Annotated in this window: 14 protein-coding genes; 8 read left to right on the forward strand and 6 right to left on the reverse strand. The window is 64.8% G+C overall.

From position 1 onward, the window contains the following. The first annotated feature begins 77 nt into the window (after positions 1-77). The 6 genes from acsA to FIV42_RS23795 all read left to right on the forward strand — a co-directional run bounded on the left by acsA (position 78) and on the right by FIV42_RS23795 (position 5,754). Complete coding sequence (acsA, locus tag FIV42_RS23770; RefSeq protein ID WP_141200107.1) at positions 78-1,835, forward strand: acetate--CoA ligase; 1,758 nt, start codon at positions 78-80, stop codon at positions 1,833-1,835. Then, positions 1,835-2,818, forward strand: coding sequence for a pyruvate dehydrogenase (acetyl-transferring) E1 component subunit alpha (gene pdhA, locus FIV42_RS23775; RefSeq protein WP_141200108.1), 984 nt, complete (start codon positions 1,835-1,837; stop codon positions 2,816-2,818). The genes acsA and pdhA overlap by 1 nt, the downstream gene beginning before the upstream one ends. Continuing rightward, positions 2,818-3,807 (forward strand): alpha-ketoacid dehydrogenase subunit beta, encoded by a 990-nt coding sequence (locus FIV42_RS23780; protein ID WP_141200109.1) that lies wholly within the window; start codon positions 2,818-2,820, stop codon positions 3,805-3,807. The genes pdhA and FIV42_RS23780 overlap by 1 nt, the downstream gene beginning before the upstream one ends. Then, complete coding sequence (locus tag FIV42_RS23785) at positions 3,800-5,185, forward strand: dihydrolipoamide acetyltransferase family protein (protein ID WP_141200110.1); 1,386 nt, start codon at positions 3,800-3,802, stop codon at positions 5,183-5,185. Before FIV42_RS23780 ends, FIV42_RS23785 begins: the two co-directional genes overlap by 8 nt. Then, entirely contained in the window at positions 5,182-5,427 is a 246-nt protein-coding gene (locus FIV42_RS23790; protein WP_168210899.1) for an acyl carrier protein, read from the forward strand. The genes FIV42_RS23785 and FIV42_RS23790 overlap by 4 nt, the downstream gene beginning before the upstream one ends. A gap of 81 nt (positions 5,428-5,508) precedes the next feature. Further along, complete coding sequence (locus tag FIV42_RS23795; protein WP_168210900.1) at positions 5,509-5,754, forward strand: acyl carrier protein; 246 nt, start codon at positions 5,509-5,511, stop codon at positions 5,752-5,754. Between the two features lie 30 nt (positions 5,755-5,784). Here the strand turns inward: FIV42_RS23795 and FIV42_RS23800 are convergent, their stop codons facing one another. Further along, a complete protein-coding gene (locus FIV42_RS23800) occupies positions 5,785-6,441 on the reverse strand; it encodes a cupin domain-containing protein (RefSeq protein ID WP_141200113.1) in 657 nt (218 codons plus the stop codon). A gap of 223 nt (positions 6,442-6,664) precedes the next feature. Here FIV42_RS23800 and FIV42_RS23805 point away from each other — a divergent pair, with 223 nt between their 5' ends. Continuing rightward, a complete protein-coding gene (locus FIV42_RS23805; protein WP_222615301.1) occupies positions 6,665-7,147 on the forward strand; it encodes a cytochrome P450 in 483 nt (160 codons plus the stop codon). A 91-nt stretch (positions 7,148-7,238) separates the two neighbouring features. Next, positions 7,239-8,615 carry an AgmX/PglI C-terminal domain-containing protein gene (locus tag FIV42_RS23810; protein ID WP_168210901.1) on the forward strand — a complete coding sequence of 459 codons (1,377 nt, stop codon included), beginning with the start codon at positions 7,239-7,241 and terminating at the stop codon, positions 8,613-8,615. A gap of 161 nt (positions 8,616-8,776) precedes the next feature. Here the strand turns inward: FIV42_RS23810 and FIV42_RS23815 are convergent, their stop codons facing one another. Genes FIV42_RS23815 through FIV42_RS23835 form a run of 5 tightly spaced genes read right to left on the reverse strand, consistent with a single transcriptional unit; the run spans position 8,777 to position 14,213 of the window. Next, positions 8,777-10,840 carry a heavy metal translocating P-type ATPase gene (locus FIV42_RS23815; RefSeq protein WP_141200116.1) on the reverse strand — a complete coding sequence of 688 codons (2,064 nt, stop codon included), beginning with the start codon at positions 10,838-10,840 and terminating at the stop codon, positions 8,777-8,779. Next, on the reverse strand, positions 10,837-11,535 hold the full coding sequence (locus tag FIV42_RS23820; protein WP_141200117.1) for a c-type cytochrome: 699 nt from the start codon (positions 11,533-11,535) through the stop codon (positions 10,837-10,839). Before FIV42_RS23820 ends, FIV42_RS23815 begins: the two co-directional genes overlap by 4 nt. Beyond that, the gene (locus tag FIV42_RS30780) at positions 11,532-12,407 is read right to left on the reverse strand and encodes a cbb3-type cytochrome c oxidase subunit II (protein ID WP_222615302.1); all 876 of its coding nucleotides are present in this window, start codon (positions 12,405-12,407) and stop codon (positions 11,532-11,534) included. The genes FIV42_RS23820 and FIV42_RS30780 overlap by 4 nt, the downstream gene beginning before the upstream one ends. Continuing rightward, positions 12,407-13,993, reverse strand: a complete 1,587-nt coding sequence (locus FIV42_RS23830; RefSeq protein WP_222615303.1) for a cbb3-type cytochrome c oxidase subunit I — start codon at positions 13,991-13,993, stop codon at positions 12,407-12,409. Before FIV42_RS23830 ends, FIV42_RS30780 begins: the two co-directional genes overlap by 1 nt. After that, entirely contained in the window at positions 13,983-14,213 is a 231-nt protein-coding gene (locus FIV42_RS23835; protein ID WP_141200118.1) for a cbb3-type cytochrome oxidase assembly protein, read from the reverse strand. Before FIV42_RS23835 ends, FIV42_RS23830 begins: the two co-directional genes overlap by 11 nt. Between the last annotated feature and the right edge of the window lie 61 nt (positions 14,214-14,274).

Raw genomic sequence — 14,274 nt, forward strand, 5'->3', positions numbered from 1 at the left:
AACCCACTTGGTCCGTGTTTTGCTTTCAAGGGAGGTAAGTGCAGTAAAACTTAGCCCACGTCTGGAGAGCAGCGGATATGGACCCTTCGATCATTCGAAAGGGCGCGGCAATACGCGGCGTCGAACCGAATCTTCGCGACTACGAAAGCGCGCGTACGTCGTTTCGCTGGGAGGATGCCCGCGCGCGGCTCAGCGGGTTGCCCGACGAGCGAGGGCTCAATATTGCCTACGAGGCGGTCGACCGCCACGCCGAGGGAGAGCTGGCCGACAAGGTCGCCATTCGGTGGCTGTCGGCCGACGGTGAGCAGCACGACTTCACCTACGCTCGGCTGCGCGATTTGACCAACCGATTTGCCAACGCGCTGGGCGAGCTCGGCGTGGGCAAAGGCGATCGCGTCTTCGTGCTGTCGAGCCGGGTGCCCGAGCTGTACATCGCCATGCTCGGCACCCTCAAGAACGGCAGCGTCTTCTCGCCGCTCTTTTCGGCGTTCGGCCCCGAGCCGATTCGCCAGCGCGTCGAGTCGGGTGACGGCAAGGTGTTGGTGACCACGCCTGCGCTGTACCGCGACAAGGTCGCCCAGATTCGCGACGAGCTTCCCGAGCTCGAGCACGTGTTGCTGATCCCTTCGCGCGACGAGACCTCCGACATCGAGGGCACCCTCGATCTGGGGCAGCTGCTCGACGAGGCGTCGGTCGACTTCGAGATTGCGCCGACCGACCCGCAGGACATGGCCTTGCTGCACTTTACGAGCGGGACGACCGGCAAGCCCAAAGGGGCGGTGCACGTGCACGAAGCAGTGGTCGCCCACCACATCACCGGCGAGTTCGCGCTCGATTTCCATCCCGACGACATCTTCTGGTGTACCGCCGACCCGGGCTGGGTGACCGGCACGTCTTACGGGATCATCTCACCGCTGACGCACGGGCTGACGATGGTCGTCGACGAGGCGGAGTACAGCGCACAGCACTGGTATAGCGTGCTCGAGGAGCACCAGGTCAGTGTCTGGTACACCGCTCCGACCGCGATTCGCATGCTCATGAAAGCCGGAAGCGAGGCCGCCGAGGGCTTTGATTTGAGCGCGCTGCGCTTTATCGCCAGCGTCGGCGAGCCGCTCAACCCCGAGGCGGTCGTTTGGGGCGACGAGACCTTCGGCATGCCTATCCACGACAATTGGTGGCAGACCGAGACGGGCGGCATCATGATCTCGAACTACGCCTCGATGGACATCAAGCCCGGCTCGATGGGCAAGCCCCTGCCGGGGATCGAGGCGGCGATCGTCGAGCGTAATGACGACGGCGTCGAGGTGGTGACCGACGACCGTGAGGGCGAGCTCGCCTTAAAGCCGGGTTGGCCGTCGATGTTCCGTGGCTATCTGCACAACGAGGAGAAGTACCGCAACTCCTTTGTCGACGGGTGGTACTTGAGCGGGGACATGGCTCGCAGGGACGCGGACGGCTACTTCTGGTTCGTCGGCCGCGCCGACGACATGATCAAATCTGCCGGCCACCTCATCGGACCCTTCGAGGTCGAGAGCACGCTCATCGAACACCCGGCTGTCGCCGAAGCGGGCGTCATCGGCGTGCCACACCGCGTCGCCGGTGAAATCGTCAAGGCCTTCGTCTCGCTCCACAAAGACTACGAGCCCTCCAAAGAACTTCGGCGCGAGCTGATGGGCTTTGCTCGCACCCACCTGGGCTCGACAGTCGCCCCGCGCGAGATTGAATTCGCCGACAGCCTCCCCAAAACCCGAAGCGGCAAGATCATGCGCCGGCTGCTCAAGGCGCGCGAGCTCGGCTTGCCCGAGGGCGATACTTCCACGCTGGAGAGAGAGTAATGAGTGACCAGACCACACCCGATCGTGAGAGGGCGTTGCATCTGTTCAAGCAGATGCTTCGCGTGCGGCGCATGGAGGAGAAGTGCGCCGAGATGTACTCCGCCCAGAAGATCCGCGGCTTTTTGCACCTGTATATCGGCGAGGAGGCGATCGCCGTGGGCGTCATGGAGTCGCTTCGCGACGACGACGCAGTCGTGGCGACCTACCGCGAGCACGGCCACGCGCTCGTCAAAGGCATGTCGATGAACTGCCTGATGGCCGAGATGTACGGCAAGATGAGCGGCTGTAGCCGCGGCCGTGGCGGCTCGATGCACCTCTTTTCGAAGAAGCATCGCCTCTACGGCGGCAACGCCATCGTCGGCGGCGGCATCCCGTTGGCCACTGGACTGGCGCTCGCCGACAAGATGCAGGGGCGCGACCGGGTCACAGTATGCTTTTTCGGCGAGGGCGCTGTCGCCGAGGGCGAGTTTCACGAGTCGATGAACCTGGCCGAGCTGTGGAATCTGCCGGTGCTCTTTTGCTGCGAGAATAACCTCTATGCGATGGGCACCGCGCTGGATCGCTCGGAATCACAGCCCGACATCCACCTGAAGGCGGCCAGCTACGGCATGCACTCGTCGCAGGTCGACGGGATGAACGTGCGCGAGGTCGAAAAGGCCGCCAAGAGCGCCGTCGACGCGGTGCGCCGCGGCGAGGGGCCGCGGTTCATCGAGCTTCGCACCTTCCGCTACCGCGCACATTCGATGTTCGACGCCGAACTGTACCGCACCAAGACGGAGGTCCAGCAGTGGAGAGAGCGCGACCCGCTGGCAAATTACCTCGATTATCTCGAGCGTGAAGATCTCGTCGACGACGACGAGCTCGCGCGCATCGAGCAGGAGGTGATCGAGGAGGTCGAGCAGGCGGTCGAGTACGCCGAAAACGCAGATTGGGAGCCTGTCGAAGAACTGACCCGGTTCGTCTACAGCGAGGAGAAAGAGTGATGAGCGCCGAGACGATTACCTACCGTGAAGCCGTACGCCGGGCGATGTGCTCGGCGATGAGTGAAGACCCTCGGGTCTTTTTGATGGGCGAGGACGTGGGCGCCTACGGCGGCTGCTACGCCGTGAGCAAGGGGATGCTCGACGAGTTTGGCGAGCAACGGGTGCGCGATACGCCGTTGTCGGAGTCGGGCTTCGTCGGCGCCGGTATCGGCGCAGCCATCGGCGGCATGCGACCCATCGTCGAGATTATGACGGTCAACTTCAGCCTGCTCGCGCTCGACCAGATCGTGAACACGGCGGCGACCTTCCTGCACATGTCTGGCGGCCAATTCAACGTGCCGGTGGTCATCCGCATGGCCACCGGCGGCGGCAAGCAACTCGCCGCGCAACACTCGCACAGCCTCGAGGGCTGGTACGCCCATATCCCGGGCATCAAGGTGGCGGTGCCGGCGACCATCGAGGACGCCCGGTGGATGTTGGCCACGGCCCTCGAAGACCCCGATCCGGTTCTCATCTTCGAGCATGCGGCGCTCTACAATATGGAGGGGGAGCTGCCCGAAGATGGTGCGCCGGTCGACTTGGAGAAGGCGGTGGTGCACCGGCAGGGCAACGACGTCTCGCTCATCACCTACGGCGGCTCGCTCCACAAGTGCCTCGAGGCGGCCGACCAGCTCGCCGAGGACGGCATCAGCGCCGAAGTTGTCGACCTGCGCATGCTCCGCCCGCTCGACACCGAGGCGCTGGTCGAAACGGTAACCAAGACCCATCGCGCCGTGATCGTCGACGAGGGGTGGAAGACCGGCTCGATTTCGGCCGAGATCACCACGCGCCTCGTCGAAGAGGCGTTCTACGAGCTCGACGCACCGGTCGCACGCGTGTGCACCGAAGAGGTGCCCATTCCCTATGCGAAGCACCTCGAGGATGCAGCGATTCCGCAGGTGCCCGACATTCTCGACGCGGTTCGAAAGGTGGTGGAACATCATGTTTGAATTCAAGATGCCATCGTTGGGAGCGAGCATGGAGTGGGGCGTGCTCGCCGAGTGGAACGTTCGAGAAGGCGATACCGTCGAGCGTGGCCAGGTCATCTGCGAGGTGGAGACCGAAAAGGGTAATATCGACGTCGAGATCTGGCAGGACGGGGTGGTCCAGAAGCTCGTTGCGGAGCCGGGGACGAAGGTGCCGGTGGGGGAGACACTCGCATTGGTCGCAACGGAGGCTGAGGCCGAGGGAGAGCCGGAGCCGGTCGCGGAGCCGGAGCCGGTCGAGGAGCCGAAGCCGGTCGCGGAGCCGAAGCCGGTCGCGGAGCCGGAGCCGGTCGCGGAGCCGGAGCCGGTCACAGAGCCGGAGCCGGTTGCTGACATGGAAGAGGAGCGCCAACGGCTGCGGGTGTCGCCGGCGGCCCGCAAGCGGGCGGCCGAGCTCGGCGTGCCGCTCGAGCAGGTCGAGCCGACAGGGGCTGACGGGGCGATAACACTGGTCGATGTCGAGGCCGCGGCGAAGAAAGCCCCCGAAGCACCCGAGCATCACGTGCGTGTGTCGCCTGTGGCCAAGAGGCTCGCCGCAGAGCTTGGCGTCGACTTGTCGGCCGTCGACGGAACCGGCGAGCATGGCGCGATTGTGCGGGCCGATGTTGAGCGAACTGCCCGGGAGCGACGCAGGGAGGAAGCCGTCGAGAAGCCGACTGTCGACGAAGCCGACTCCCAGCGCCAGGCGATGCGCCACGCGATCGCTGCGGCGATGGAGCGCTCGAAGCGCGAGATTCCGCACTACTACCTCGAGCACACCGTCGACGTGACCGACACGCTGCAATGGCTCGCCGACAGAAACGCCGAGGTCCCGCCCACCGAGCGTGTGCTCCCCGTGGTTCTGTTCATGAGGGCCGTGGCGCTGGCTGCGCGCGAGGTGCCCGAGATGAACGGCCACTTCGTCGACGGCGAGTTTCGCCCCAGCGAGGCGGTCCACTTGGGCAATATCGTGTCGATGCGCGGCGGTGGTGTGGTCGCTCCCGCGGTCCATGACGTCGACAAAAAGAGCTCGGGCGAGGTGATGGCCGCCCTGCGCGATGTGGTCAAGCGGGCGCGTCGCGCCAAGCTGCGCGCCTCCGAGATGACCGACCCCACGCTGACGCTGACCAACCTGGGCGACCAGGGCGTCGAGAAAGTGTGGGGCGTGATCTACCCGCCCCAGGTCGCCATCGTCGGGGTCGGCAAGATCACCGAGCGTCCGTGGGCCAAAGACGGCATGCTCGCTGCACGTCAAACCGCCACCCTAACCCTGGCCGCCGACCATCGTGTCAGTGACGGCATCGTCGGCGCGAAATTCTTGTCACTCATCGAAGCATTCTTACACCAACCGGAGGAACTGTGAGCAACGAAGGCGTACGAACGGAAGTGGTCGATATCCTGCGAGATGTGGTGCCCGAGGTCGACTCGTCCGAAATTGACGACGACACGAGCTTCCAGGCCGATTTAGGCATGGACTCGATGGACTCGTTGACGGTCGTCGAGCAGGTCTACGAGCGCTTCGGCATCGACATCCCCGAGTCGGACTACGGCGACATCGATACCTTCGGAAAGCTGGTGAACTACGTCGAGGCGCGTGTCGACTGACCTGATCGAGGCTCGACAACAACCTTCTGCGTGATGACCTTTGCCGTGCGCGTTGTACGAAAGCACAGCAGTGGAGGAACTATGAGCAATCAAAGTGTACGCATGGAAGTCGTCGACATCTTGCGCGAGATCGAGCCCGACATCGACGTCGAGAGCCTCGAGGAGGACTCGAGTCTCACCCGCGACCTCGGCATCGACGATAGCGACAAGCGCGCGGTGGCCGGCGAACTCAACCAACGCTTCGACCTGGCGATGTCCGAGCAGGAGTGCGAGGAGATCGACACCGTTGGCGGACTCGTCAGCTACGTCGAGTCGCATATCCAGTAGCCGCGCCGGTGCTGCCAGCCCTGCAGGCACTCATAAGTGGCCGCGTTTAATCCACACGGTGCATCCGTTTGCCGTCGACACCTCTTGGGTGCTGCCTGCGGGCACCCGCAGCCAACTCCCCTCGGCGTAGGCGCCGAAGTCGTCGGCAAACGAGCCGGTGAGCACGAAGTACTCCGCGCCGCCGGACCACTCGCGCGGCGAGAAGGTCGTGTCGGGCTTCCAGCGCTCCAGGCAGACGGATTCGCCGGTTTTATGTGACTCGAAGAGCGGGATGCGCTCGACGGGAGCATCGTCGACCGGCTGCCACGTCTCTTCGTTGGTGTCGACCACCACACGCGGCTCGTCCGGGTCGCTCATCTGTCTCAACTTGACCAGAATGACGCAGCCATCGTCGCTTCGCGGCGAGTGGCTCGAGTCGATCGGGTTTCGCACGTACGTCCCCGCCGGGTAGTCACCCTTCTCGTCCGAGAAGGTGCCCTCGAGCACAAAGAACTCCTCGCCACCTCCATGGGTATGCTCGGGAAACGAGCTGCCGGGGGCGTAGCGCACCAGCGAGGTCGCGCGGGCGACTTCTTCGCCGTCGCGGTCGAGCATTTTGCGCCACACTCCCTCGGCGGGCGACTCCTGCCACTCCATATCCGTGGTGTCGGCGGTGGCGCGTTTGGTCAGGTCGGCGTTGATTTTCATTGGGTTGGTAGGGGTTTAGGGGTTTCGGGTTTAGGGGTTTCGGGTTTAGGGGTTTCGGTTGAGGGGAAGGATAGACACGGAGGGGGGGATGCGAAAGGTGTGTCGGTAGGTTCGAAAAGACCATTTGCATGCGAGGCGCCGAGGCAGCCGAAGTCTTCTACGACACCGAGCGCTTCGCCCGACTGTCGCCGTCGCTCGCTACATCGTGTTCGCCGCGCTCGCTTTGCACGACTACCCTCGACAGGCCGTCGACCTGCGTGACGCAGACGACGATGCCCTGGAGCTATTCGCTCACGAGGTGCGCCGTTTCTACCCGTTCTTCCCGTTCGTCGCTGCGATCGTGCGCCGCAACTTCACCTGGCGCGGCTACGAGTTCGAGGAGGGCACCCGTACCCTGCTCGATCTGTACGGCACCAACCGCGACCCGCGGGTGTGGGACGCGCCCGATACCTTCCGCCCCGAGCGCTTCCGCGACTGGGATGAAAGCCCTTTCAACTTCATCCCGCAGGACGGCGGCGATTTCCTGCACAACCACCGCTGCGCCGGAGAGTGGATCACCAAAGAGTTGATGGAGGCGGCGGTCGACTTTCTGGTCCACTCCATCGACTACGAGGTGCCCGCACAAGACCTGAGCGTCGACTTGTCGCGCATGCCGGCTATACCTGCCAGTTGCTTCCGCATCACCAACGTGCGCCGGGTGCACTAACGGCGATTGCGCGGAACATCCTCCCATCCCCGTTGTCCAACCTGCAGGAGGTTGATTGGATTGATGGATTCAGATGACGCGAGGCTGGACGATGGCGAAGCAAACGCAAGGACGAGTGCAGCAGGCGCTGCGTGTGGGCATCTTCTTGGAGGGGCGACTGATCGAAGAGCGGCTCCTCTTCGAGCCGCAATCGGTCACCATCGGTCGGTCGTCGTGGCGCACCGACTTTGTGGTGCCGTCTGAGTCGCTGCCTGCGCGATTGGAGCTCTTTGCAACGGCCGAAGGGCGCTTCGTGTTGAAGCTCGTCGACGGCGCCACGGTGCGCCTGGCGAGGACGGCCGAGGCTGCCGTCGAGCAAATCGAAGCCGGCGATGGGCACGTTGCCATCGAGCGCGGTACGCGCGGCAAGGTGACGTTGGGGGAGGTGACCGTGATGTTTCACTACGTCGAGCGGCGCCGGCCCCCTGCCAATCCACGGCTGCCGCGGGCGTTTCGGGGGGCGTGGATGACGCAGCTTAGTCCGGTTTCGGCCATGGCGATCGCGCTGTCGGCGGTGCTGCAGGCCGGGTTCGTTGTCTGGGTCCTGAACCAGGAGTGGCCCGAGCCGCTCGAAGCGCAGGTGTTCGCCGACAACACCTTCGCCGAGGTGCTCGTTCGGCCCAAGGAGGAGCGCGATAGGCCGCCCGAGCCCCTCGATCCGTCTGGGCCGACCGAGGAGGGCGAACATGGAGAGCCGGGAGAGGCGCCGCCCGCCGAGTCGGCGGCGTCTGAGCAGCCGACCGACAGCGAGCCGTCCGAGCCGGTCGATCGGCTGCGCATGACCGAGCAGGTCGAAAAAGAGACCATCATCGGGGTCATCGGCAGCCGCAACGCCGACGGTGACAACGCCGTCGACGAGATCTTGGCGATGAGCGAGGAGATGGACGTCGAGGGGGCGTTCGCCGGTGCCGGAAAGGTGCGCCGCGGTCAGGTGGGTGAGGAGCGCATGGCGGGGTCGGGACGCGACGACGATGGGCCCGGCAAGACCGTGGGCGTAGGCGGGCTCGAGCGCACGAGCGGAGCGCGCCAGGCGGGCCAGGGCGTGCAAACCGGTCAGAAGGACGAAGAGGAAGTGGAATGTCGGGGGTGCTCGGTGAGTATCCCCGAAGATTCTCCGAGTGGGTCGACCCCGCCCGCTCTCGCCGCGGAGGTGTCCGAGCAAATCCGGCGCATCAAGTCGCGTATCGAGAGCTGCTACGTGCGCCGCGTCAAGCAGTACCCGAGCCTGTCGGGCAAGGTCGTCATCACCTTCACGGTCGAGGCCCGAGGCAGCCGCGGCCAGGTGTCGGACGCGCGCGTCAGCGTCGACAAGGTCGGCCACGGGGTGGGCAAATGCGTCGCCCGTGAGATCAAACGAATCCGGTTGCGCGGGGCGCCGCAGGTGCCGGCGGTCTTCAACAAGGCGTTCGTCTTCGACACCGGCCGATAAGTGCAAACACGGAAGTTGTGTGCGATTGAGGGCGAGCGCATCGCCGGGAGGCCAAGGAGAAAGAACGCAGTGGTAGCAGCGCTACATCAAGTTCCTTCGACGCAGGCATCGTGGCGATGAGCCGACCTCAAAGCACCAGAATTTCCGTGTTTGCACTGAGCTCAGGGAGAGGTGGCGGCTGGCTGGAGGGTGTGGCCTGCGGGACTCGACGGCGCTGAAGTCTCGGTGCTCCGAGAGACAAGCTCGTCGGCTTCGCCGGGCTCCATGGCAAAGGCGGTCCGCCAGGTCACGAATGCGCTCGAAGCGACCATAATGACGGCAGCCAGCACGGGATGGAGCAGTCCGAGGGCCGCGGCTGACATACCTATCGCGTTGTACGAGGCGGCGTAGAGTAAGTTGCTGCGAACGAGCGAGACGGCCTGGCGCGCGCGGTCGACGGCCTCGGCTACTACGGTCGGGTCGGAGCCGTGCCAGGTCAGGTCGGCGACGCCGACCGCCAGATCGGAGCCATGGCTCGCCGATATGCTCACGGTGCTCGAGGCCATGGCGGCCGCGTCGTTGACGCCGTCGCCCACAAAGGCCACCCGTCGGCCTTCACTCTCCATCTGGGCTACTCGGGCGCGCTTCTGTTCGGGGCTTTGCTCCGCATAGACCTCGGGAAAGCCCAGTCGATTGGCACGCGTGGACCGGTCGCCGGTCATCAGCACGGGAGTGATGTCGAGGGTTTCGAGTCGCGTGAGCAACTGATCGAGGCCATTGTGCGGCGTCTCGTCGACCGCGGCCACTGCGGCCAGTCGGCCGTCGACCACCACGGCCAGCCGACGCGCGCCGATCTCGGCGTGCAGGCGCTTGGCGAGCATGTCAAAGAGTGGCTCGTCTTGTGGGGGCACGAGATGGTCGGTGCCGATACGGACCGAGATGAGTTGGTCGGAGCCGCGTGATTGCACGGTGGCTTCGACTCCAAGTCCGGGCAACGACCGCGAGGCACGTACACCGAAAGAAGGGCGTTCCCCGTCCGCCGGGTTGCGGTGAAACGCACGCGCGACCGGGTGATTACTGGTCTCTTCGACAGCGCCGGCCAACGCGTGGAGCCACGTGCGATCGAGCCCTTCGCGTACGACGAGGTCGACCATCCGGTGGTCTTGGCTGGTGAGCGTGCCTGTTTTGTCGAAGACAACCGTGTCGACCTCCACGAGTCGCTCGACACAGTCGCCTCCGCTGGAGACGAGTCCGCGCGCGGCGAAGTTGCCGAGGGTCATCCAGATTGCCAAGGGGATGGCAAAGCCCATCGCGCACGGACAAGCGACCAACAAGACCGCCAGCGCATTGAACAGGCCCGTCTGCCACGAGTCGATGAGCGTCCACGTCAGGAACGTGGTGGCGGTCACCACCATGACCAACGGCAGGAACCAGCGCACCAGCCGGTCGGCCTGGCGCTGCCACTGCGACGGCTGTGCCCATGCCTGCTCGACCGAGTGGGCGATGCGATCAATCAACCTGCTCCCGTGCGCCGCGCTCACGTCGACCTCGAACATGGCGTCCATCGCGATTGACCCGGCGTGCACGGTGTCGCCGGGGCGTTTGACCGCCGCAAACGATTCACCGGTGAGCTGCGATTCCTGAACGAAGCCCACCCCGGCGGTGACCTTCCCGTCGACCGGTAGCGATTCGCCCGGGAGCACGCGCACGGTCTGGCCTACGGCCACCTCATCGAGCCTCAGTTCGTGCTCCTGGCCGCAACACGTCACGATACGACAGGTGGGGTTGTCGTCGATCCAACTGCGCGCCAATGTCAGTCCACGCTGGCGGCTGGCACGGCCGACCTCGTTGCCGATGGCGTAGATGACGAGCAACAACGAGGCGACCTCGAAATAGATAGGGCCGTGGCCGCGCACCATCGAGAAGATCGAGACGCCCATCGCGCCCACGATGCCCGAGAGAAACAAGAACTCGAAGCTCAGTTGCCGCTGGCGAAGCTTGTGCCATGCGCTGGACAACAGGGGGCCGGCCAGCAGCGCGCCCACGATGATCGTGGCCCCGAGAAGGCCGAGTTCGACCAGCCGACGCATCTGGGGCTCCATGGTCGAGATGTTGATGGAGAGCCCGACGATCATGCTGTTGGCGGCGAACATGGCGCCGATCCCGATGGCGACCCATGCGGAGTGGTCGCTAGGGGATTGGTCGACAGCTGGAATCGAGCCGGCAGGTTGCTCACAACATTTCATGGCGTCTCTCCCTCGGAAGCTGCGTCCGGCTCGATCGCCTGGAGTTCATCGGCGGTCCACGCTCGAGCGCGATCGGCGGTCTCCTCGCGGACCTTGCCGACGAAGTCGGGCTCGATGGGGGGAGCGTCATTCCCCCACTCCGAGCGGATATACGTCATCACCGCGGCGATTTCGCGATCGTCGAGCTGGTCGCCCCAGGCCGGCATCTGGCCTTCGTAGACTTCGCCTTTGACCTCGATGGGGCCCTCCATTCCGTGCAGCAGGATGCGGGTGAGTATGTCGGGCGATCCAGTGACCCAGTCGGTGCCGTCCAGCGGGGGAAAGGCCCCGGGGACGCCTTGGCCGTTTTGCTGGTGGCAGGCCGCGCACTGGTTGTAGACCCGTTTGCCGAGCACGGTGAGGTCGACGTCTTCGTCGGCACCGTTTGGCGCTCCGGCGGCTGCGCCGGCGCGAAGCTCGCCCTTGGGAGCGAGAATGTCGACGCGCCAGTTGCCGTTGTAGGTGCCCAAGTAATAACCGCCCCACATCAGCAGCGCGAAGAAGATGAGCAGCAATGTAGTTGGGATGGGCTGGTAACCATCGCGCGGTCGCTCCTTCTCTCTCAGAATGGGGTCGTGCATCTCGTGGACGTCGGCGGGCATGTCCTCCGGGTGCTCGCTCGCCATGCGATCTTGCGGTGTGGACTCGCTGGTCATGGTGCACCTCCTTCGAGCGCCCCATCGGTCGCCTCGGGGGACGGCTGGCCTTCATCGGCGGCGTCCGGCTCGGCGTCGGCGTCTGGTTCGGCGTCTGGTTCGGCGTCGGCGTCTGGTTCGGCGTCGGCGTCCGAGTCTGCTTCATCCTGCTCGTCTGCCGCGGCCGGGCCCATCGCGGAGGCCGGTACGTCGGCTTGGTAAGTCAGCGAAAGCAGGTAATCGACGAGTCGCTCGCCGCGCTCGTTGGGCACCACGTACTGCCCCTCGGGGGCGTATTCCTCCGGGATATCGAGCGCTCCTTCGGGAGGGGCCAACGTCTTGTCGGCGTCGATGTGCCGAAACAGGAAGGGGAAGGGCGGCATGGTCGAGTAGTCACTGGTGATGCGCGGATTGTACAAGTGCAAGTAATGCCAGGTACGGCTGGGTTGACGGGCGCCGATATTGCGCAAGTCGGGACCGGTGCGCATCGTGCCGAACAGGGGCCGCTCGGCGTGCACATAGTCAATGGGGAGGCTGGCGCGTGCGCCGTAGCCTCGCGAGATGTCTCCGCCGAAGTCGTCGGTGCGCACCTGTTGGGAGTGGCAGTACACGCAGCCCAGGTCGACGTAGACCTCGCGGCCTTGCTGGGCCTCGACCGACAACTCTTTGGGATAGATGTCGCCGTTGTCGAGCAGCACTGGCTCGAGCGGCTCGACCTGCCAGTTGGGGACGACGACCAGTCCTACATAAGAGGAGAGCACCGCGGCGACGATGCCCCCGGCGAGCGGCACCGCACGGCTCATACCCGCCGTCGCCTTCATGATGGGGGCCAGCTTGCGGTCCTTGGCGTCTTCGCCAACTTCGACGCGTCCTTCGTCCGTTCGTTCGGTCATCACTGACCTCCTGCGCTGGCGGCGCTCGACTCGGCCCCGCCGCTTCTACGCAGCGCACCAAACAGCGTCGGTCCCTCTTCAGAGCGCACCTGGCGCAGCCAGTCGTACAGCATCCGAAACACCAGGTAGGCGAAGACGATGTGGCCAATTGTCAGCAAGATGCCCGCCGTCGAGCGCGACCAGAGCCAGGGCAAGGTGGCCACGACGACTTCACCGAAGGCCGTCTCCGGATCGAGCATCATCCGGCCCTGGATGACCCCGCCGATGCTCAACCCCACAAAGTAGATGACCATGCCGATGGCCGTCGTCCAGAAGTGCACCTTGATGAGCGCCGAGGAGGACCACTCTTGGCCGGTCAGCCGCGGCATGACGTAATACATCGAGCCGAACAGGATCATCGTGGCGAACGCGTAGACCCCCAGGTGGGCGTGGGCGATGGTGTAGTGGGTGAAGTGGGTGGTCTCCTGGACGGTACGCAGTGCGGTCAACGAGCCCTGCACGCTGACCAGGGTGTACGACATGGCTCCAAAGACGATGAAGCGCAGCGTCGGACTCCAACGCAGCTTCGAGAAGTGGCCGACCATGGTCATGTGGTGGTTGATGGCGACCGTGATCACCGGAATGAACATCATCACGCTTGCCACCACCCCGACCGACTGCATCCAAATGGGGATCGGACCGCCGATCAAGTGGTGCGTGCCCGCCCAATTATAGAAGATGGCCAGCGTCCAGAAGCCCAGGATGGACAGGTAATACGAGTGAATGGGCCGGCCGATGACTTTGGGGATGAAGTAGTAGGCGGCGGCCAAGCCGATAGGGGTGAACCACAGCCCGAGCACGTTGTGGGCAAACCACCAGTTGGCCGTGCCCAACGCGATGCCGCTGGCGAATTGGCCGTGGATGACAATGTGGGCGGCGACGTACAGAAACGGAAACCAGAAGACCGCCGCGAAGATATACCACTGGGAGACGTACACGTGGCCCGCTTTGCGGCGCAGGAACGTGAGGACCGATGCGGCGAAGATGATCAAGAACAGCCCCGACAGCACCCAGCCCACCTCGGGAGGGAACTCGAGCCATTCTACGCTGGTCGACTCCCCGAAGAGGATGGCCAAGGTGCCGGCGAGGACCGCCAGGTTCCAGACCAGGCAGGCGACCACGAGCAGGCGTTTGAGGGGCAGGTTGACGCGGCTCAAGCGCGCTTGCAGCCAGAAGAGCAGTCCAATGCCCGCCATTGACGCCCACCCGTAGATCATGGTGTTCAAGTGGGCGGGGCGTACACGGCCGAAGGTCAACCAGGCGGCGTCGTCCAAGAAGCCGGGCGTATGCAGCTTGATGGAGGCAATCAGGGCCAGCAGGCTGCCGGCGAGCAACCACAGCACGCCGGTCACGAAGAACAGCAGCACCGGGCCACGCGCGGACCTGTCGATCGCCGCACGGGTGCGCAACTCCAAAAAGCGCTCCTCGGAGCGGTCGGCCTCCTCGAGCGGCGGCGCCTCGGCCGCCGGCGCGTCGGGCCAAGGGCCGGGCGGTGGCTGGCGCATCGAGCGATCGGGTTGGTGTTCGGGAGGCTGCTCAGTGGGCATCTTCGCCTCCCCGGGCGTTGAGCCGCTCCAACACCTCCGGATCGGTGTTCGGAAAGACGTCGGTCATCTGCCCGACGGGTTCTTCGTCGTCGAAGATCGAGCGCGCTCCTTGGTCGAGCCGTTGGAATTGGCCCGTGCGCACTGCCCAGACCAGGCCCCAGATGGTGGTGATCCCGAAGATCACCCATGAGCCCCAGATCAGTCCGTGAACCAGTATCATAGGAGTACCCCTTCAGGGGTGCACATAGCGGCGACCGCTAACTCCCACCGGCTAACTCGTG

The organism is Persicimonas caeni (assembly GCF_006517175.1).
Classification (GTDB): Bacteria; Myxococcota_A; Bradymonadia; order Bradymonadales; family Bradymonadaceae; genus Persicimonas; species Persicimonas caeni.